This window comes from Archangium sp. (assembly GCF_045802675.1).
GTDB lineage: Bacteria > Myxococcota > Myxococcia > Myxococcales > Myxococcaceae > Archangium.
The window spans coordinates 47,508-67,216 of the sequence record NZ_JBJMQO010000026.1 but is presented as its reverse complement, the minus strand read 5'-3'; the positions used below and the strand labels follow the sequence as shown (position 1 = coordinate 67,216).

Below are 19,709 nucleotides of genomic sequence, written 5' to 3'. Positions count from 1 at the left end.
TCGCCCGACGAGCAGGACTGCCTGGAAATCCGACTGGACCGAAGATTGACGGTCCCGGTAGGCACCGATAGCCTCCCCGAGACTTTTCCAGAGCCGCCGTTCCCTCGTAGTTGACGCGGGGCGCGCTCGTCCTCCCAGGTCCGGCAGCCTTCCATGTCCAAGAACATCCTGATCGTCGAAAGTGACACCACCCTCTCCGCGACGCTGCATCAGGCCCTGGAGGCCCGGGGCTTCGCGGTGCAGGAGACCAGCGATGGCAAGGGCAGCGTGGAGCAGATCCGCCGCGACCGGCCGGACCTGGTGGTGCTCGCGGTGGACCTGTCAGCGGGCCAGAACGGCTACCTCATCTGCGGCAAGCTGAAGAAGGACGACGACCTCAAGACGGTTCCCATCGTCATCATCGGCAACCCGGATGGCTTCGCGCAGCACCGCAAGCTCAAGGCGCACGCGGATGACTACGTGGCCAAGCCGGTGAACCCCGAGGAGCTGGTGGAGCGCGTGGGCGGGCTGATCGGCTTCCCGGAGCTGCCCGCGGGCGACATCGTCGACGACGGCCTGTCGCTGGGCGGGTTGGATGACGGACTGGACGGCGGGCTGGATGGGCTCGGCGAGGAGCCGGTGCAGGGCGAGGAGCTCGCCATCGAGGGCGAGCCACTGGAGAGCCACGGCGAGGAGCTGGCGCTGCTCGACAATCCGTTCGGCGACAGCGGCGATCAGCCCGTGACGGGCACCTTCGAGGAGCCGGTGGAGGCCCCGCCGGAGCTCAGCTCGCCCGAGGACGACTTCTCCGGGCTGGACAGCCTGGGCGGTGGCGAGGACGACAACGCGCTGGACGCGCTGGACCTGGACAACGAGAAGACGGTGGTGGGCTTCATGCCGCCGGCTCCGACGCCCGCTCCGGCTCCCGTGGCCCGCGCCACCCCGGCGGCGACCCGGCCCACGCCGGCGCCCGTGACGCCCCCGGCCCCGACTCGCCCCACCCCCACGGCTCCGGCCCCCACGCCCCGCGCGGCGCCGGTGACGTCCGCGGCCCCGGCCATGTCCGCGGCGGACGCGGCCGAGCTGCGCAACCTGCGCGCCCGCGTGGCCGAGCTGGAAGGCGCCCTCGAGGACGCGCGGAGCCAGACCAGCACCGCGGAGACGCGCGTGCAGGAGCTGGAGTCCGAGCTCGAGACCCGGTCGACGGAGCTGGAGACGGTGAAGGCCTCGGCCGGCAAGAACGACTCGGCCACCCTGGCGCTGAAGGAGGCCTCCAACCGCAAGGATCGGGAGATCCTCCGGCTGAAGACGGAGCTGAACCAGAAGGAGCAGGAGATCGTCGAGCTGCAGGATCGCCAGCTCGCGCTGGAGCAGCAGGCCAACGGCGCCACGGACGAGATCACCCGGCGGGACGCGGAGCTGAAGACGCTGAAGACGAAGGCGGATCAGCTGATGGCGGAGCGCCGGCGCGTGGAGCAGCAGCTCAACGCGGCCAAGGAGGAGGCGCGAGGCGCCACGGCCCGGGCCACGACGATGCAGGCCGAGCTGGAGCAGTACCAGGCGCAGGCGGGCGAGGTGGAGGAGCTCCGGGCGCGGGCCGAGCAGCTGGACGCGGAGCTGGCGGCGGCTCGGAGCGAGGCGGACAGCGCGCGCGAGGAGCTGGAGGCGGTGAAGGCGCAGTCGAGCGCCGAGGCCGACGAGCTGCGCAAGCGCATCGCCGAGATGGAGGAGTCGGTGGCGCGCAACGAGGACCGCGTGGCCCGGCTCTACACGCGCATCAAGTCGGACGAGAAGCTGCGCGAGAAGACGAAGAAGGCGCTGGCGATCGCCCAGCAACTGCTGGAGGAGCAGCCGGCGGGAGCGGACGACGAGGAAGCCGTCGCCTGAGAGCCGTTGCCGTGCCCTACTACCCCTCTCCCTCGGGAGAGGGACGGGGTGAGGGTAGCAGGGGCCCCGGTTTGAAACCGTGAGGGCCCCCGTCCCCTCCCCCACTCCGAGCCGCTACTTCTCTTCCTTCTTGGGCTCGTTCTTCTTCTCCACCATCTTCTTGGCGACGCCCTGGAGGGCGGCCGGCACGTTCTTGTCCCGGCTGAGATCCTTCAGGTCGTTCTCGCGCAGGGTGTTGAGGAACTTCATGCCCACCGAGAGCGGCAGCCGGGGGTTCTTCAACAGCGCCATCTTGATCTTGTAGCTCTTCGTGAACTCGCGGCTGTTGTAGATGATGCGCAGCACCTCCTCGTTGACGGCCTTGTTGCTGGCGCTGTTGAGGACCTCGCCCTCGGTGATGCGGGGGCTGCGGATGACGGCGGTGCAGACGAGCTTGTTGGTGTCGCGGATGAGGAAGCTGCGCGCCTCCTTGTTGCCCAGCGTCGCGAGCTTGATCTTCTGGGCGATGCTCATCTTCATGATGCGCTGGGTGAGGCTGAGCTTCTTGGCCTCGGGAATGGGCGCGGCCTCTCCCTCTCCCTCTGCCTCGGGCTTGCCCGTGGCGGCGGCCACCTCCTGGAGCTCCTTGAGGATCTCCTCGGCGGTGGGGCCGGGATCCGGAGGAGCGGCGGCGGCCTGGGGCCCGAAGACGCGCACGCGGGCGGCCTGCATCTGGGGCACGTCGGCGAGCGCCACGCCGCTGCGCACCGCGAAGTCGCAGACGTTGTCGAGCAGCGCCGGGCTGGCGTTCGGGTTGGTGCAGAGGTTGCGGATGATGTTCTCGTGGCGCAGCACGCGCAGCTGGTTCTGCCCGATGATCTCCGCGATCTTCGGGCTGCAATCGCGCGCGATCTCCGCCACGGCCTCGTCGGGCGTGGTGGGGTTGAGCACGAGCATCTCCGCGTAGGCGTCCTTGGCGCGCAAGAGCGGGAGGAACCAGCCCAGCACGGGGGCCGGGACGTTCTCGTCGCGCAGGCCGGCGGAGAAGCGATCCGTGAGGGCAGCGGCCGTCTTGGAGGCCGTCTCGCGCACGCCCTCGTCCGGATCGAACGTGAGCATGAAGAGGGCGCAGAGCATGTCCGCGGGCGCCAGCGGCACCAGGGACTTGGCGGCCATCATCCGCAGGGGCGCGGGCGCGGCCGGGTCCACGTGCTTGCGCATGTTGGGCGGGAGGAGCTCCGCGGAGATGGGACAGCCACCAGCGGCCGAGGGAGTGGTCTGGGGAGCAGTGCTCATGAGGCGTGATTCCTTCCGTAGATGATGCGCAGGCCCTCGAGCGTGAGGAACTCGTCGACTTCGTGGATGAGCTTGGACTCGCTGGCCACCAGGGGCGCGAGGCCGCCGGTGGCGACCACCCGCACCTCGAAGCCAATCTCCTCCTGCATGCGTGCGCAGAGGCCGTCCACCATGCCCACGTAGCCGTAGAAGAGGCCGGACTGGATGGAGTGCACCGTGTTGCGGCCCACCACGTGCGGAGGCCGGGCGAGCTCCACGCGCGGCAGCTTGGAGGCGTTCTGGAAGAGCGCCTCCATGGAGATGTTGATGCCGGGGCAGATGGCGCCGCCGAGGTACTCGCCCCTGGGCGTCACCGCGTCCAGCGTGGTGGCGGTGCCGAAGTCCACGACGATGAGGCCCCGGTGGTGCTTGTCGTAGGCGGCCACCGCGTTGACGATGCGGTCGGCACCCACCTCGCGCGGGTTGTCGTAGAGGATGGGCATGCCCGTCTTCACCCCGGGCCCGACGAACATGGGGCGCGTCTTGAAGTAGCGCTCGCTCATCCGCTCCAGGTTGAACTGCAGCGGCGGCACCACGCTGGAGACGGCCACCGCGGCCACTCCGTCCGCATCGATGCCGCTCGACTGGAAGAGCTGCCGCAGCAGGATTCCGTACTCATCGGAGGTACGGCGGGCGCTCGTCTCCAGGCGCCAGTGGTCCAGGAGGCGCTTGCCGTCGTACACCCCGAGGACGGTGTTGGTGTTGCCGACGTCGATGGCGAGAAGCATGGCTCGCCGCGCAGTCTAGCGGGGCCGCAGTTGCTCCACATCCCCGGCGAGCACCCTTTCCAACGAGCCCCCCGCCGTCCGCACCATCAGTGCACCCGACACGTCGATGTCTTCAGCCACACCGCGCAATTCCGATCGGTCGGTACGCACCCGCACCTCCTGGCCGAGCGTGGAGGACAGCTCCTTCCAGCGCTGGCGCACGGGATCGAACCCCACCTCGTGGTGCAGATCCAACCACTCCTCCAGGCGGCCCCAGAGGGCAGTGGTGAAGAGCGCGCGGTTGACGCGCCGCCCCAGCGCATGGGAGAGCGACGTGGCGGTTTCGGCCACCTCGGCCGGGAAGTGCTCGGGGCCCGCGTTGAGATTCACCCCCACGCCGAGCACCACGAAGTGCACCCGCTCGGGCTCCGCGGACAGCTCGGTGAGGATGCCCGCCACCTTGCGCCCACCAATCTGCACGTCATTGGGCCATTTGATTTGAGCGTCGGCGTCCGCCTCGCGCAGCGCCTCGGCGAGCGCCACCGCGGCCACCAGGGTGAGCTCGGGAGCACGCTGCGGGGGCAGCTCCGGCCGGAGGATGGCGGAGAAGTACAGGTTGAGCCCCGTGGGCGACACCCACGTGCGGCCCCGGCGGCCCTTGCCCGCCGTCTGCTGCTCGGCGACGACGACCTCCCCGTGCTCGGCCCCGTCCGCGGCCAGCCGGAAGGCGGCCTCGTTGGTGGACGGCACCGACTCGTGGAAGTGGATGGTTTGCCCGAGGTGGTGCGTGGACAGCAGCGGCGTGAGCTCCAGCGGCGAGAGCCGATCCGGCACGTCCACCAGCCGGTAACCGCGGGCGGGCACCGCGTCGATGCGGTAGCCCTTGGTGCGCAACGACTGCACGTGCTTCCACACCGCCGTGCGCGACAGGCCCAGCTTGGACGAGAGCGCCTCTCCCGAGGTGTATTCGTCTCGTCCGTCCGCGAGGAAGCCGAGGATGAGCTCCTGCTGCGTTTGATCCGGGCTCTCGGTGACACCCATGGCACGAACCTCCCTGGAAAAAGGGCTCCCAGGGTAGGGATCGACGGCCCGGCTTTCAACAGCCCCGCCGGGGAGTGGACTCTCGGCCGGATGCCTGCCTGCCCTCCTAACGGCCACCGAGCAACACTCCCGGCCCCTCTTCGATGCGGATGAGCTGGGTGGGTGCACGTGTGCTGCGCAGCGAGTCGATCCACGTCACCGCCGCGAGCACGTCCGCCTCGCGGGTGTCGTGGGTGAAGACGACGATGGTGGCGTGGGTGTCCTGGGGACGCGGGGGGCGCTGGAGCACCGAGTTGATGCTCACCCCCTTCTCGCCCAGCACACTGGCGATGCGGCCGAGGACGCCGGGCTCGTCGCTGACGGAGAAGCGCAGGTAGGTGGGCCCACGGCGCTCGCCCGAGGACAGCAGGGGCACGTCCTGCACGTTGGGCGCGACGGGCAGCGGCAGCCGTCCGGAGACACCGGCCAGGAGGTTGCGGCACGTGTCGATGATGTCCGACACCACCGCGCTGCCCGTGGGCATATCGCCCGCGCCCCGGCCCGAATAGAGCGAGGCCCCCAGCGCCGCCGACTGGAGCAGCACCGCGTTGAAGGCACTGCGCACGTCCGCCAGCGGGCTGGCCGCGGGGATGAAGGCCGGGTGCACGCGCACGTCCAGGCCCTCGGAGGAGCGGCGCGCCTGGGCGAGCAGCTTGAGGACATAACCCGCCTCGCGCCCGTAGGAGATGTCCGTGGGGGTGAGGCTGGTGATTCCCTCGACGAGGATGGACTCGGGAGCCACGCGCGCGGAGAAGGCCAGCGAGGCCAGCAGGCACAGCTTCTGCGCCGCGTCCATGCCGCTCACGTCCAGCGTCGGATCCGCCTCCGCGTAGCCCAGCTCCTGCGCCCGCCGCAGCGCGTCCGCGTACGTGGCCCCCTCGTCCGCCATGGCCGAGAGGATGAAGTTGGTGGTGCCGTTGACGATGCCGGTGAGCGACTCCACCCGGTCCGACGCGAGCGCCTCGCGCAGCGTGCGGATGATGGGGATGCCGCCGCAGACAGCGCCCTCGAAGTGCACGTCCACCCCGCGCGCCAGCGCCTGCGAGAAGAGCGACTCGCCGTGCGCGGACAGCAGCGCCTTGTTCGCCGTCACCACGTGGCGGCCCGAGGCGATCGCCTGCTCCAGGTACTCGCGCGAGGGGCTCAGCCCGCCCATCAGCTCCACGACAACCGACACGTCCGGGTCCGCGAGGATGGCCTTCATGTCGTGGGTGATGAGCGAGGAGGGCACGTCCTCGGACCGGGCCTTGCCGGCGTTGCGCACCAGCACGTGGCGCACGCGCACCCGGGCCCCCAGGCGCCGCTCGATGTCCTTCGCGTGGTTGGCGAGGATTCGGTACGTCCCCAACCCCACGTTGCCCAGGCCCAACAGCGCGATGCCGATCTCCTTCATGGCCCTGCCCTCACCTTCCGTCAGCGGTCCGAGCCCTGGAGTTTATAGGAAGCCAGCTCCAACCACGTCTGCGGAACGCGCTCGCCGTTGCTTCTCTCGGCGGAGACCTCGATGCGCACCAGCCCCACGCCCTCGGCGAAGGTGAGCGCGTTCACCAGCGTGGTGTTCGCGTCCACCCGGTTGCGCGCCTCCACCCGCACGCAGTGACGGAAGGAGCCCGCGGGCGCCTCGCACGGCACCCCCGACTGCAGAATCCGGTAGCGCTCGGTGGAGGATACGGACACCACGTTGGTCCACTCGTTGCCCTGCGCGAGCGGCCCCCGCAGCAGGTAGCGCTTGCGATCGCGCACACCGAAGCCGTCCACCGTGAGCTGCCCACCCTGGTTGTCCTGGAAGTACCCGTCCTCCTCCTTGAGCACCTCCACGTCCACGGTCTTGTCCTCGCGGCCATTGACCCGGTACGTCCAGCGGTTGCCCACGGCCAGCGGGTAGTAGGCCGCCAGGGACTCGGAGGGGCGCGACTCGGACTCCTCGGCCACCTGCTGACGGCCCGCACAGGCACCCAGTTCCAACGCCAGCGCGGCCCCGAGGCCCACCCGTACGACGACAGACGAGAGCTTCATGCGTCAGTGTTCCGCGCGGTCCGTACCGCGCGCCTCCGGAGTGGCGAGCTTGTGTGATGCGTAGAGTGTGTCCAACGCCTGCTTCGCCGCGGCCTGCACATCCGGCTGATCATGCCCCTGCGCCACGGTGAACAGGTACGCCTCGGCCTCGGTGCCGCCAATCTCCCCGATGGCGAAGACGACCTCCTGCACGAAACCAATCTCCCGGTCCTTCACCAGCTCGATGAGCGCCGGCACCGCGTCGCGCGCCTTCATCTCCACCAGCGCGCCGATGGCCTGGCGCACCAGCTGCGGATCCTCGTCCTGTAGCTGCCGGATGAGCAGCGGCGCCGCCGCCGGGTTGCGCCGGTCCGCGAGCACCCGCAGCGCGAACTCGCGCACGCGGTCATCCTGCGACTGCAAGTCCTGCAGCAGCGCCGCGTCCTCCCGGTCCGCCGCCGCCAGCTGCATCCCGGCCGCCTCGGCCACCTGGGAGAGCGCCCGATTCAGCGCCTCGCGCAGGGCCTTGCGCCGCGCCTCGGCGTCCTTCTTCTCCACCCGCACCTCGCCCAGTCCCACCACCTGGTAGTGCTGGACGCCCTCCGGGCCCCGGCGCTCCAACTCCAGCGTCGCGCCCACCTCGGCGAAGGAGTACGCGCTGCCATCCCGGAGTGACTCGCGGGTGAAGGGCAGCTCGAGCGTGAGCGACCAGGCACCCTGCTCGCGCTTGCCCTTACCCTTCTTGCCGCCCTCCTCGAGCAGCTCGAAGCGGTGGCTGTCGAGCAGCGTCTCGGAGAAGAGCTCGCGGACCTCCGATGGAGCCTGGCCGAGCAGGCCATTGTCCACCACCGTCGCGCCCTTGAGCGAGACGTGCTCCACCGGAAAGCGCGGCTCCCGCGAGCGACAGGCGCCGAGCATCAATGCCACGAGGGTGATGAGCAGGCCGGGCTTCATACCGGCCTACCCTAGCCCAGTCCCGCGCTCCCCTCACCTCAGGAGAGCGCGCGGATGTCAGGTCGTCCCGCCTTCCGGCGCGCCGCCCCCCGAGGAAGCAGGCCCACCGGACGTCTCGGGAGACTTCTCCGCAGACGGCTCTCCCGGCGGCTCCGAGGGTGCACGGGCCCCCTCGGCGGCGGACTCGGCGTGCCTCGCGGCCGCACGGGCGGACTCCTCCGCGGCGGTGCGCTGGGCCTCGGCCGAAGCGGCACTGTCGACGCTCGGGAAGGGCGACTGCCACTCGGCGGCCGTCCTCATCCCCTCTCCCGGAGCCGCGAGGGCCTCGGAGGACTCGGCGACGTTGGTGGCGCCCTCGGTGGGAGCGGCGCCCTCGGTGGGAGCGGCGCCCTCGGCGGGAGCGGCGCCCTCGGCGGGAGCGGCGCCCTCGGCGGGCGTCGTCCCAACGGCGGCGGCACCGGCCTCACCCGGAGTCCCCTCGGGACCCTTGCCCCCGCGGCCGCGACGGCCCCGGCGACGGCGGCGGCGGCGCTTGCGGTCACTCGCGGAACCGGCCTCGCCCGGAGCACCCGCCTCGCCGCCCGGACCACCGACGAAGGCGCTCGCGGCCTCCAGGTCCTCGTCGTCGCCCTCGTCGTCCCCCTCCTCGCCCTGCTCCTCCTCGGACAGCGCGGCGGGCGCGACGGCCTCGGTGGGCGCCACGGCGGCGACGGGCACGGACGCACCCGCCTCGGCCTGCTGCGCGGCCTGGGCGGCCTGCTGCTTCTCGCGGCGGCGCTCCTCGCGGCGCTTCTGGGCCTCATCGGCCTCGAGCTTCGCCACCTCGAAGAAGCGCTCGTCCAGGTCGTACAGCTCCACCGTGGTGACGCTCACCGCGGCCTTGGCCTCGAGGAACTTCTCGCCGAGCGCGTCCCCGCACCACAGCATCACCAGCGAGCCGCTCGCCTGGGCCTCGGTGCGCGCATCCCCGCGCACGTCCCCGGCGCACGCCAGCAGGCCCACCTGGGCCGAGTAGTGGCCGAGGTCCTTGCGCAGCTCCTGCACCGCCTTCCTGTCCAGCGACGGCGTGCCCTTGAGCATGCGGATGGCGTAGCGCAGCTCCACGCTGCCCTCGCGCTTGCGCGCGGTGAGCAGCGGGCCTTCCTTGGAGCGCTTGGCCACCTTCAGCTCGCGGAAGCCCAGCGCGTGCATCATCTTCACGACGGACTTCTCGAAGGTGCCCACGTCCAGCTCGCCCAGGCGCTTGCGCAGCGCCCGAGCCGTGGCCTTGCGCGCGTCCTTCAGCGCGGTGCGCACCGTCGTCAGCAGCACGGCATCGGCCTGGGCCTCGGGAGTCGCCGCGGCGGCGGCGCCCGTCCTCGGCAGCACCGGGCGCCCGTCCTCGAGCGGAATCCCCAGCGCGGCGGCGAAGGCGGCCTGCAGCTCCAGCGGCGGGGCCTCGCTCGGCGCACCGGCGCGCTCCAGCGTCACCGCCCCCGTCTCCTTCGAGAAGGAGAACTGCGGACGGCGGCCCGCGTCGATGCGGCGCTGGTTGTCCTCGAGCAGCGCGGTGAGCAGCAGCTCCACCGTGGTGTCCTCGGCGGCCAGCTCCTTGGTGCGCGCCTGCTCGAGAATCTGCTCCGGCCGCAGCGACGTCTCGGCCTCGCTGAGAATCTCGAACACCACCTCCGGCACGGGCGGGAAGCGGCGGCGGCGTCCACCCCGTCCCTCCTCCTCGTCCTCCCGGCGGCGCTTGCGCTCGCTGCCCCGCCCGGCCACCCGCACGTTGTCCGTGCGCGGCTCCGGGTGGCGCTCGACGGGCCGCAAGGGCGGCAGGCTCTCTTCCTCATGCGCCTCCGGCACCCCCGTCAGCGCCAACGCCTCGGCATCCTCCGGCAACGCCCAATCGGCGAGCGCGAAGGTGTCCTTGGCGGTGACGACCACCTTGCGATCGCGCGTCCGGCGGGCCATCGCCGCGAGCCGCGACAGCATCGTCAGCTCGGGCGTCTTGCCCACGTGGGACAGCAGGTTCTGGGCGATCGATTTCTCGGTGATCTCGAGGAAGGAGAGGGGACGACCTTCGCTCTCCAGCACACGGAGAGCGGCCTCATAAAAAGTCATCGGCGATTCCCCAACAATTTCGAACGGTTACAAAAATGTAGGTCCGTATGGGCGGCGGATGCTAGCCATCGCTATTCTGGCTTGTCAACGAATGGGGAAGGGATGATCCGCTTTCGCATCGGACATCGATGGAAGCGCGAACCCGCGGACCCTCCGCACGATTCCGTCGCGCTGGAGCTGGACGGGGTGAATCTGCTGCCTGGGGCGGTGGAGGAGCCGCTCGTCGAGACGGTGCCGGCGCTCGTGGGGGCCGTGGCCGCGTTGCACGCCGGCGGGCGGGTGGCCCAGGTGTCGCTGGCCGAGGCCCACCTGGAGCTGGTGCTGAGACGTTCAGGAACGGACATCGAGCTACAGGTGGCGAGCCTCTCGAGGCCGGCCCGGCTGCTGCGCCCCCCCCTGCGGCTGGACGCGGAGGAGCTGGCGGAGGCGGCGCGGGCCTGCGGGCAGGGCTTCCAGGACGACCTGGCGCGGGTGGCACGCGGGCGGAGGACCGAGGAGCAGGAGCAGACGCTCGAGCGGGCACTGAGACAGCTGGAGGAGCCGCCCCGGCACCGCGAGGAGCCGCGCCCCGAGCCCTTCACCCGGCGGGTGGCGCCCCCTGCCCTACCCGGCTTCGGCTTCGCGCTGGACGACGCGGAGGACGTGCTGCGCCGCTCGGCGAGGGAGAAGGGACCGGCGCTGGCCTCGCTGCTGTGCCCCGGAGAGGTGTGGCTGGCGCTGCCGGAGCGTCCGGTGGCGTGGCGTGCACCGGGGCCGCCCTTCCTCACCGCGCTGGAGCTGGCCCGGCAGGCGGCGGACCTGGCGCGAGCGGTGGAGCTCGGCGAGCCGCGCTACACCTTCGAGCCCGCGGGCCTGCGCCCGGAGCTGACGTTGGACCTGAAGGCGGGACAGGGCGAGGCGATGGTCGCGGCCATGTTCCACCTGGGCCAGGGGCTGGCGGTGGCCATGTCCGAGCGCGAGCGCTCGCTGGCGGGCAACCCGTACCTGGTGGAGCTGACGGAGCGCTGCCGGGAGGGCCTCTCGCACCTGCGCGAGCCGGTGCAGCCGCCCGAGGAGAAGGAGGCCCCGCTGCCCAGGACGGTGACCCCCGCCCTCCCCTCGCGGCCGTTGAAGGTGCCGGGACGCCTGCGCCGCCTGCGCTTCGAGAGCCTGTGGGAGCAGCGCAAGCTGGCGGACGCGGACGCGGGGCAGCTGATGATGGGGAAGCAGGGGCTGGTGTACTCGTCGCCGCAGATGGCCTGCGCCTTCGAGCGCAAGACGGGCAAGCAGCTGTGGCGGAGGGCGGCGACGCACGGGGTGGCGGCCTCGGTGGACGGCTACAGCCTCGCGGCGAGCGCCGTGCGCGTCTGCGGCTTCGAGGGCAAGGGCGCCGGGGCCCGCTGGCTGCGCAACCACGACGGCCTGCGCATCGGCCCGACGTTGCTGCGCCAGTACGGGCTGCTGTTCACCCTCTCGGATGAGCGGGTGGCGCTCGCCCTCAACGAGGCCACGGGCCGGGAGATGTGGCGCCTGTCCCCTCCGCGTACGCGGCGCAGCTACCTGAGCATCCACTCACACCGCGCCCTGCTGGCGACGGACTCGGGCTACCTCTACGGGCTGGGCATGTCGGATGGACAGGTGCGCTTCCGCATCAGCGCGTCCCTGCCCTTCCTCGGCGCCCCGGTGCCCTGGGGCAAGCGCTTCCTGGCCATGCTGGGACAGGGCTCCAACTTCGCCCTGCTGCTGTCGGACGCGCACTCCGGCGAGGCCGTGTGGACGTTCGAGATGTCCCTCGCCCTGCCCTCGGCGCCGCTGCCGAGCGGCAAGCGGCTGTACGTCGCCGGGGAGCTCGAGGGCGAGGGCGTGCTGCTGTGCCTCGATGCGAACGGGCAGACGAAGTGGCAACGCGCGCTGCACCTCGGGCCGGGGCCCTTCGCGCTGGCGCGGCTGCCGGGCGCGGTGCTGGTGACCTCGGCGCTGGGCGCGGCGGCGCGGCTGAACAACGACGGCGAGGTGGACTGGCGCGTGGGCGCCTCGGGCGAGCAGCTCACCCGGGCCCTGCAGCCCATCATCTCGCGCGGCGTGGTGCTCGTGCCGGGCGAGCGCGTGCGCGCGGTGGACCCCGACAGCGGCGACGTGCTCGCGGAGGTGCGCGCGGGCCCGGGACTCATGGCGCTACAGGCCGACCCCCAGCTCAACCTCTTCTTCCTGGATGAGCTCGGGACGATCTCGGCCTACCGGCTCGGCTCGCACTTCGCGGTGGTGGGCAACTGAGAGCGTCGATTGAACGGGGTGACGTGGTAGGTTCCATGGGTCCTCCACCCGGCGGGAGCACCCCATGGACTTCCTCGATCGCGTCTTCAAGCCCGCAGGTCCCCTCGAGACCTCGCGCGACACCTGGGACGAGCACCTGTCCACCGTCACCGTCCCCACCGCCGATCGGCTCGCGCCCCTGCTGTCCGAGCGCCTCGATGGACGGAGCACCATCCGCGAGGTGATCCGCGCCCTCGAGCCGCAAGCCACCGCCGCGCAGCTCCGTGACGCCCTCCAGCGCCTGGCGCGCGAGGGCCTCATCGTCGAGGTGACGGCGCGCGACGGACACCCATCCCCGGGAGAGGCCCTCACGCGCATCTCCGACACCATCGCCTCCGCGCGCAGCTCCGACACCGTCACCTCCGCGCTCATCTCCTCCGACGCGCAGACGCACACCACTCCCGGGCACTCCACGCCCCGCGCCCCCGCCGTGGAGACCGACACCCTGCCGGAACGGTTCGGCCCCTACCGGGTGCTGCGGCGGCTCGGCATGGGCGGCATGGGCGTCGTCTACGAGGCGCTCGACGAGGCGCGCCAGCAACGAGTGGCCCTCAAGACGATGCCCCGGCTGTCCCCCGCCGCCCTCTACGAGTTCAAGAAGGAGTTCCGCAGCATCGCCAACGTCGCCCACCCCAACGTGATCAGCCTCTACGAGCTGAAGGTGGAGGGCGATGGCTCCGGGTTCTTCACCATGGAGCGGCTCCAGGGCCAGGACTTCCTGCAGCACGTCTGGGGCCCCACGCCTCCGCGCTCCGGCGAGCCGCTCGCGCCCGACATGTTGGAGCGGTTGCGCGCCGCGCTGGTGCAACTGGCCGAGGGCCTCTGCGCCGTGCACGCCCACGGCCTGCTCCACCTCGACATCAAGCCGAGCAACATCATGGTGGAGCCCGAGGGCCGGGTGGTGCTGCTCGATTTCGGCGTGGTGCTGCGCTACGTGCCCGAGGAGCGGCTCCCCGTGGCGCTGCGCGGCACTCCCCGCTACCTGTCCCCGGAGCAGGCGCTGGGCCGGCCCCTCTCCACGGCCTCGGACTGGTACGCGGTGGGCGTGACGCTCTTCGAGGCGCTCACCGGACAGGTGCCCTACGAGGGCGGCAGCCTCAAGGACTTCCTGCGCAACCACAGCCAGCAGGACAGCATCCCGCGCCCCTCCAGCCTCAACCCCGCGGTGCCGCCGGAGCTCGATGAGCTCTGCGCCCGGCTCCTCAGCCGCAACCCCTCCACCCGCGCCGAGGGCGAGGACCTCCTCCGCCTCCTGGCGCCCTCCCGCGCCCGCCCCGTCATCCCGGGCGAAGCCGTCCGCCCGTCCCTCATGGGCCGCGCCTCGCACCTGCGAGCGCTCGAGGACGCCTACCAGCGCTCGCGGCAGGGCCCGGTGTACCTGCACGTGCGCGGCGCCTCCGGCGTGGGCAAGAGCGCGCTGGTGCAGTCCTTCCTCCAGGGCCTGCGCAAGCGGGACGAGGCGCTCGTCCTCACCGGCCGCTGCTTCGAGTGGGAGTCGGTCCCCTACAAGGGCTTCGACGCGGCGGTGGACGAGCTGTGCCGCAACCTCCACTTCTTCCCCCTGGACGTCCAGCTGGAGCTGCTGGATGCCTCCACCGCGGAAACGGCCCGCCTCTTCCCGGTGATGCGCAGCCTCCCGTCGCTCCAGGAGGCGAGCACCCCTTCCGAGGCACTCGAGCCCTCCGAGCAGCGGCGCCGCGCCTTCCAGGGACTGAAGAACCTCCTCACCCGGCTGAGCCGCACCGGCCCGGTGGTGCTCTTCCTCGATGACGTGCAGTGGGGAGACACCGACGGCGCCCGTCTGCTCATGGAGCTGCTCGCGCCCCCCGAGCCTCCCCCCATCCTCTTCATGACGAGCTGCCGCTCGGACGAGGAGGAGCGCAGCCCCTTCCTCCTGGAGCTCCAGGCGCTGTTCCGCTCGCAGCGGCTCTCCGTCGAGCGGCGGGAGCTGGAGGTGGGCCCCCTCGCCCTCGAGGACGCGGCCGCGCTCGCGCGCAACCTCTGGGGCGCGGACGTGGAGCCCGCCCGCGCCGAGGCCCTCGCCCGCGAGGCCAATGGCCACCCCTTCTTCGTGGAGCAGCTCGTCCGCTACGCGCGGGATGGCGGCCCCAGCGACGGCCAGCCCCTCACCCTGGAGCAGGCCCTGCGCGCGCGCGTGGAGCGGCTGCCCTCGGAGGCCCGCGACGTCCTGCGCGTGGTGGCCGTGGCCGGACGCCTCCCGGAGCAGGATCTCGCCCTCCAGGCCGCGCACATCTCGAGCAACGGCCCCGGCACGCTCGCCCAGCTGCGCTCCCACTCCCTCATCCGCACCACCGGGCCCCGGGGGGATGACCTCGTGGAGCCCTACCACGATCGCATCCGCCAGAGCGTCGTGGCCGGGCTCGCGCCGGACGTGCTGCGCGCGGTGCACGCGGCCCTGGCGCACACCCTGGAGCCCCGCGAGGACATCAACCCCGGCGTGCTCAGCCACCACTTCCACGGCGCGGGCGAGCAGGACAAGGCCCGCACCTACGCCCTGCGCGCCGCGGATCAGGCCTTCGCCTCGCTCGCCTTCGAGCGCGCCGCCACGCACTACCGCAACGCCCTGGAGTGGGGCGGCGAGGGCTCGGCACAGGCCCGCGAGCTGCACGAGAAGCTGGCCCGCTCCCTCTTCAACGCCGGCCGCGGACCCGAGGCGGCCCCCTGGTACCTGCGCGCGACCCAAGGCGCGCCCGTACCCCATCAGCGCGAGCTGCGCCGGCTGGCCGCCGAGAGCTACCTGATCGGCGGACACACGGACGAGGGCATCGCCCTCCTCAAGCCGCTGATGGCCGAGGTGGGGCAGCGCTACCCGGCCTCGCCGGCGCGGGCCATCCTGGAGCTGCTCGGGCGCGTCGCGTGGATGTCCGTCACGGGCACGGAGCTGCGGCCGCGCTCCGGCGAGGGCGTGTCACCCGAGGCGCTCTTCGCCGTCGACCTGAGCTGGTCCAGCGGCAAGGGGCTGGCGACGGTCCACCCGGCCGAGGGCATCGTCTTCTTCGTGCGCAGCCTGGCCGGTGCCCTGCGGCTGGGGGACGCCTCGCGCGCCGGGCGGGTGCTGGGCATGTTGGGCTCCAGCCTCATCCTCATGGGAGGCGGCAACGCCGTGCGCGGCGAGCGCTTCCTCACGCGCGCGGAGCGGCTGGCCGAGGAGACCCGGGATGCGTACCTGCGCGGCGCGGTGAAGGTGTTCCGGGCCCTCGCCGAGACGGCCCAGGCCGCACGCTGGAGCATCGCTGGCGCTCATGCCGAGGAAGGCAGGCGCCTGCTCGAGGAGCGCTACACCGGGGTGAGCTGGGAGTGCGCCCTGGGGAAGACCACCCTGGCCAAGGCACTGGAGCGCCGGGGCCACCTCGCCGAGATGAACGTCCGGGTGAACGCCTGGATGCGCGACGCCCTCGAGCGCGGAGACCGCTACGAGCAGGCCATGCTCGCCTACCCCATCGCGATGGAGAAGCTCGCGGCCGGGGAGCCCACCAGCGCGCGCGAGCTGATGGCCTTCCACATGCGCGGCTGGTCCTCCAGCTACTCCATCCAGCACTTCTACGTGATGCAGCTGGAGGTGATGTGCGATCTCCACGAGGGGAAGGTGGACGAGGCGTGGCGGCGCTACCAGGGGCAGCGGCGTGACATCGAGCGGGCCAACCTGCTGCGGTTGATCCTCTCGCGCATCGAGGTGTTCACCCTGGAGGGCGCCCTGCGGCTGATGCGGGCGGCCCGGGAGCCGTCGGAGCGGGCGCCGCACCTGAAGGAGTGCGAGCAGCTCGCCCGCAAGCTGGAGCGGGAGGTGCGTCTGGATGGCAAGCCGCACGCGGCGCTGCTGCGCGCGGGAGCCGCGATGGTGACGGGCGATCGCTCGCGAGCGGTGGCGCTGTTGGACGAAGCCATCGCGGGCTTCAACGCGGCCGACATGGGCCTCTACGTGCGCTACCTGCAACGCCGCAAGGGCGAGCTGACCGGCGATGCGGCCCTGGTCGCCGAGGCCGACGCCTGGATGGCGCGCCAGGGCATCCGCGAGCCCCGGCGTTGGACGGACTGCCACGTGCTGCCCCTGCCCCCGGGCTGAGGCTCGCGCGGCTCAGAAGAGGACGCGGTGGCCGTCGAAGCAGAGGTAGGCCTTGGCCTCCAGCCGCCCGTCCTCGTGCGCGGTGAGCTTGAAGAAGACGGTGCGCTCCAGGCGCACCCGCCACTCGGAGGACGGAAGCGATCCGGTCTCTCCGCCGCGCCAGCGCAGCGCCGCCTCGGCTCGCCCCTTGGAACACGCTCCCCGGCGGACGAGCTCCGACAGGACGCGCGCCTCCTCCCCCGCGAGCTGCGGCAGCGCATCGTCGAAGTAGTAGTCGAAGGCCAGCGTGGGCCGCAGCCGCCCCTCGGGCTCCACCTCGAGCTGGACGTGCCGGATGCCCGGCGTCCGCCCCACCACCGCCCAGAGTGACTCGAGCTGCCCGGCCGAGCCCGTCCAGCCCACCTCGCGCAGCCACGCGTCCACCCTGTTCCCCGGCAGCAGCGCGCCCAGCCGCACGTTGGGGCTCCCCCGGTGCGGCATGGTGACCGAGTGATGCATCCGCCCGCCCGGTGGCAGGAGCGCGGCGCACCGCTCGAGCACCGCGAGCTGCGCCTCCTCCGGCGCCTGACCGTTGAGCAGCGTGAAGCCATCTCGCGCCAGGCCGGAAATCTCGGAAGCGGACGGCCGCTGTCCCTGGGCCGCGTCCCCATACATGCGCTCGAGCTGGTGCGGATCCAACCCGAGGAAGACGAGCGGCGCCGGAGTCGCACGGCCCGGATGCAGGTCGTACTCCAGCCAGAGCAGGGGAACCTCGCGCTCCACCCGGCTGCCCGGACGGCACCAGGCCTCGAGATACGCCTGGCAGGAGCGCAACGCGGGCGGGCACTCCCCCGAGGCGAGTACCTCGCGCAGCGCGTCCTGGCCTCCCGTCTCACGGGTGGCGCAGAGCAACACGTCCACGCGCTCCAGCCCCGACTCCAGCCGGCACTCGAACGCGCCCCCCTGCCAGAGCGAGGGGAGCTGCCCGGCCTGCTGGAGCAGCCGCCGCCGAGCGCCCTCGGACACCAGCTCCGCGGGCAGGAAGGGCTCCAGCGCGAACCACTGCTCCTGGAAGGGAAAGGCCGCCACGTGGGATTCGGTGGAGTGGGCTGCTCAGGCCTTGGACTTCTGGGTGGCCGACTTCTTGGTGTTCGCGGTGGCGGTGAAGCCCTGCACCAGGGTCCCGAAGGTACCCGTGGACGGATCCTTCACCACCACGTCGTACGTGCCGGCCTGGGCGACCTGCACGGTCGCCTGCAGTTTCGTCGCGCTCACGAACTTCACCGACTTCGCCTCGATGCTCGTGCCGGGCCGCTGGAGGACCACCTGGGCATCCGTCGGGAAGTTGGCGCCGGAGATCGTCACGTCCACCGGGGTATTCACCTTCCCCTCGTCGGGCGAGATCGACGTCACGGTGATGTCGGCGCCACCCCAGAACAACACCCGTTGCGTCGTCTCCTTCTGGCTGCTGGACTGGGCATGGAAGTTCAGCTCGTCCGTGATGCGCTTGACGACCACGTCCTTGTTACCCGACTGCAGCAGCTTCACGAACTCGCGCGGGAGGCCGTACTTCTCGAGCGTCGCCTCGGGCTTGTCCGAGAACTGCTTCCGCACCTTGGGGTCCTTGATGTAGTCCGACAGCAGATGGATGAGCACGCGGCGCTCCTGAAAGAGATGCGGCAGCTTGCCAGAGCGCTCCCAGGTGATCCAGACGCGGCCCTCAAGGATTACCGCACGAGCCCGGCGCCGGCGTGTACCAGCTGTAGAGGAAGAAGCTGGACAGGTTGGGCGTGGAGACGGCCGTGAAGACGTCGATCACCTGCGAGGTGGTGTACTCCACCTCCAGCCGCTCTCCCGGCCCGAGCGGCACATCCAGGGAGATCCAGTTGCCGCCGGGCGCCCAGGCGAAGCGCGTCACGGGAACACCGTCACGCTTCACCGACGTCACCGAGAACACCTGCCGCTCGCGCAGCGTCACCACCGAGCGCGGTGTGTCGGACTGGAAGGACGCGGTGCGGGAGCACGGGGCCCGGTTGCGCAGATCTCCGACCGCCAGCTGCTGGCCGATGACGTTCAGGCTGCCCTGGTAACCCGGGGCGTTCTCGAACGAGGTGGCCGTGCCCTGGAAGAAGGCAACGGGCGCGCCGGAGAACTGGATGCCCATCTGGCTCGTCAGCAGATCCAGCAGGCCATCCGCGTTGACGTCCGCGAGCAGGACCTTCGAGCTGTTGCTGGCGGCATGGCTCCAGACGGGTTGGTTGCCCTGGGCCGGCTGGTAGAGGAAGAAGCCGTTGGTGCAGGGAGAGGCGTTCTCGCAGTTCAGGCCGCCCACGAGGGCCAGCGTGGAGTCGCTCCCCACCCGCCCGACATCCAAGCCGTAGAACGCGGACTGGGGCGTGTTGAAAGACGCGGAGGTCCAATCCGGCTTGCCGTGGAGGGGGACGCCCGTGGCCGCTCGCGGCTGGCCGTAGAAGATCGCCATGCTCGGGGCGGCGAAGGCCAGGTCCATCCGTCCGTCCTGATCGATGTCCGCGCCCAGCACCGAGGTGGCGCGCAGCCGCGCCTCGCTCTTCCAGGCCGGCGTGTTGCCCAGCGCATGGCCGTCATTGAGATAGACGCGCTGAAAGCCGCCCGGGATGGCCAGGCCATCGGGTGACAGCTCCGAGAGCACCGACACGGCCAGATCGAGATCCCCATCTCCATCCACGTCCGCGAAGGCACAGCCCGTGGGCATGAAGCCCGAGTCGGTATGGTACGAGGGCGCGGGCTCCAGCTTGCCGCCCCGGTTGAAGAAGACGTCCACGCGGCCCGAGCCCCCCTTGCGCAGCTTGTCGAAGGGAACCGCCACCGCCACGTCGAGCAGGCCATCGCCATCGACGTCACCCACCGCGAGCCCACCGTGGTAGTCGTAGCCCGCCGAGTACCAATCCGGAGTGGCGCCGCCGGGGAACGGCTGCTGCGGCGACTTGCGGTTGTAGAAGGCCACGAGCCCCTGGGGCGCGACGTCGTTCCCGTTGGCCAGCACCAGGTCCGTCCAGCCGTCCTGGTCGAGGTCCACCAGGGCCGCGCCCGTGGAGAAGTTCCCCATGATGCTCAGCAGGCTCGACGGATCCGCGGCGTAGATGTTCTTGAGGTGCGTCGAGGCGGTGGAGCCGGGCGTCGAGGGGGTGGCCTGGGTGGGTTTCGGCGCGGGCGCCCGGTTCTGACAGGCGGTGGAGGCCACGAGCAGCAGGACCAGGCTGGCACTCGCACGAACGGGGAGAAGGCTCACGTGCATGGGGCGCGGAACCTTACGCGAACACCACCACCGCATCCACGCCCCGCGAATCGGCTAACGT

13 protein-coding genes are annotated in these 19,709 nt (G+C 71.4%); 3 read left to right on the top strand and 10 right to left on the bottom strand.

The window, feature by feature from the left end; all coding sequences use genetic code 11:
• Window positions 1-153 precede the first annotated feature (153 nt).
• Window positions 154-1,866: a response regulator gene (locus ACJ8AN_RS07170; RefSeq protein ID WP_407754497.1), complete on the top strand. Its 1,713-nt coding sequence runs from the start codon at window positions 154-156 to the stop codon at window positions 1,864-1,866.
• Window positions 1,867-1,980: 114 nt separating this feature from the next.
• On the opposite strand, the gene ACJ8AN_RS07165 is transcribed toward ACJ8AN_RS07170, so the two are convergent.
• From ACJ8AN_RS07165 to ACJ8AN_RS07135, 7 genes are all read right to left on the bottom strand, one after another.
• On the bottom strand, window positions 1,981-3,141 hold the full coding sequence (locus tag ACJ8AN_RS07165; RefSeq protein ID WP_407754496.1) for a hypothetical protein: 1,161 nt from the start codon (window positions 3,139-3,141) through the stop codon (window positions 1,981-1,983).
• Window positions 3,138-3,908, bottom strand: a complete 771-nt coding sequence (locus ACJ8AN_RS07160) for a type III pantothenate kinase (protein WP_407754495.1) — start codon at window positions 3,906-3,908, stop codon at window positions 3,138-3,140. The genes ACJ8AN_RS07165 and ACJ8AN_RS07160 overlap by 4 nt, the downstream gene beginning before the upstream one ends.
• 15 nt (window positions 3,909-3,923) lie before the next feature.
• Window positions 3,924-4,928 carry a biotin--[acetyl-CoA-carboxylase] ligase gene (locus tag ACJ8AN_RS07155; protein ID WP_407754494.1) on the bottom strand — a complete coding sequence of 335 codons (1,005 nt, stop codon included), beginning with the start codon at window positions 4,926-4,928 and terminating at the stop codon, window positions 3,924-3,926.
• 106 nt (window positions 4,929-5,034) lie between these two features.
• Complete coding sequence (locus ACJ8AN_RS07150) at window positions 5,035-6,360, bottom strand: homoserine dehydrogenase (RefSeq protein WP_407754493.1); 1,326 nt, start codon at window positions 6,358-6,360, stop codon at window positions 5,035-5,037.
• A 20-nt stretch (window positions 6,361-6,380) separates the two neighbouring features.
• Window positions 6,381-6,983 (bottom strand): hypothetical protein, encoded by a 603-nt coding sequence (locus ACJ8AN_RS07145; RefSeq protein WP_407754492.1) that lies wholly within the window; start codon window positions 6,981-6,983, stop codon window positions 6,381-6,383.
• A 3-nt stretch (window positions 6,984-6,986) separates the two neighbouring features.
• The gene (locus ACJ8AN_RS07140) at window positions 6,987-7,916 is read right to left on the bottom strand and encodes a HEAT repeat domain-containing protein (protein WP_407754491.1); all 930 of its coding nucleotides are present in this window, start codon (window positions 7,914-7,916) and stop codon (window positions 6,987-6,989) included.
• Window positions 7,917-7,973: 57 nt separating this feature from the next.
• Window positions 7,974-9,989, bottom strand: a complete 2,016-nt coding sequence (locus ACJ8AN_RS07135; protein WP_407754490.1) for a restriction endonuclease — start codon at window positions 9,987-9,989, stop codon at window positions 7,974-7,976.
• Window positions 9,990-10,202: 213 nt separating this feature from the next.
• Between ACJ8AN_RS07135 and ACJ8AN_RS07130 the strand changes: the two genes are divergently transcribed.
• Window positions 10,203-12,269: a PQQ-binding-like beta-propeller repeat protein gene (locus ACJ8AN_RS07130; protein WP_407754489.1), complete on the top strand. Its 2,067-nt coding sequence runs from the start codon at window positions 10,203-10,205 to the stop codon at window positions 12,267-12,269.
• A 64-nt stretch (window positions 12,270-12,333) separates the two neighbouring features.
• Window positions 12,334-16,392, top strand: a complete 4,059-nt coding sequence (locus tag ACJ8AN_RS07125) for a serine/threonine-protein kinase PknK (RefSeq protein ID WP_407754488.1) — start codon at window positions 12,334-12,336, stop codon at window positions 16,390-16,392.
• Between the two features lie 12 nt (window positions 16,393-16,404).
• Here the strand turns inward: ACJ8AN_RS07125 and ACJ8AN_RS07120 are convergent, their stop codons facing one another.
• The 3 genes from ACJ8AN_RS07120 to ACJ8AN_RS07110 form a co-directional block, all read right to left on the bottom strand.
• Window positions 16,405-17,460 (bottom strand): hypothetical protein, encoded by a 1,056-nt coding sequence (locus ACJ8AN_RS07120; RefSeq protein WP_407754487.1) that lies wholly within the window; start codon window positions 17,458-17,460, stop codon window positions 16,405-16,407.
• A gap of 24 nt (window positions 17,461-17,484) precedes the next feature.
• Entirely contained in the window at window positions 17,485-18,027 is a 543-nt protein-coding gene (locus tag ACJ8AN_RS07115) for an IPT/TIG domain-containing protein (RefSeq protein WP_407754486.1), read from the bottom strand.
• A 64-nt stretch (window positions 18,028-18,091) separates the two neighbouring features.
• Window positions 18,092-19,648 (bottom strand): FG-GAP and VCBS repeat-containing protein, encoded by a 1,557-nt coding sequence (locus ACJ8AN_RS07110; protein ID WP_407754485.1) that lies wholly within the window; start codon window positions 19,646-19,648, stop codon window positions 18,092-18,094.
• Between the last annotated feature and the right edge of the window lie 61 nt (window positions 19,649-19,709).

Excerpts from the sequence above, each read along its gene's own strand:
- ACJ8AN_RS07170 (WP_407754497.1), top strand. The coding sequence starts at position 154 with ATGTCCAAGAACATCCTGATCGTCGAAAGTGACACCACCCTCTCCGCG.
- ACJ8AN_RS07150 (WP_407754493.1), bottom strand. The coding sequence starts at position 6,360 with ATGAAGGAGATCGGCATCGCGCTGTTGGGCCTGGGCAACGTGGGGTTG.
- ACJ8AN_RS07110 (WP_407754485.1), bottom strand. The coding sequence starts at position 19,648 with ATGCACGTGAGCCTTCTCCCCGTTCGTGCGAGTGCCAGCCTGGTCCTG.
- ACJ8AN_RS07165 (WP_407754496.1), bottom strand. The coding sequence starts at position 3,141 with ATGAGCACTGCTCCCCAGACCACTCCCTCGGCCGCTGGTGGCTGTCCC.
- ACJ8AN_RS07140 (WP_407754491.1), bottom strand. The coding sequence starts at position 7,916 with ATGAAGCCCGGCCTGCTCATCACCCTCGTGGCATTGATGCTCGGCGCC.
- ACJ8AN_RS07160 (WP_407754495.1), bottom strand. The coding sequence starts at position 3,908 with ATGCTTCTCGCCATCGACGTCGGCAACACCAACACCGTCCTCGGGGTG.
- ACJ8AN_RS07125 (WP_407754488.1), top strand. The coding sequence starts at position 12,334 with ATGGACTTCCTCGATCGCGTCTTCAAGCCCGCAGGTCCCCTCGAGACC.
- ACJ8AN_RS07155 (WP_407754494.1), bottom strand. The coding sequence starts at position 4,928 with ATGGGTGTCACCGAGAGCCCGGATCAAACGCAGCAGGAGCTCATCCTC.
- ACJ8AN_RS07145 (WP_407754492.1), bottom strand. The coding sequence starts at position 6,983 with ATGAAGCTCTCGTCTGTCGTCGTACGGGTGGGCCTCGGGGCCGCGCTG.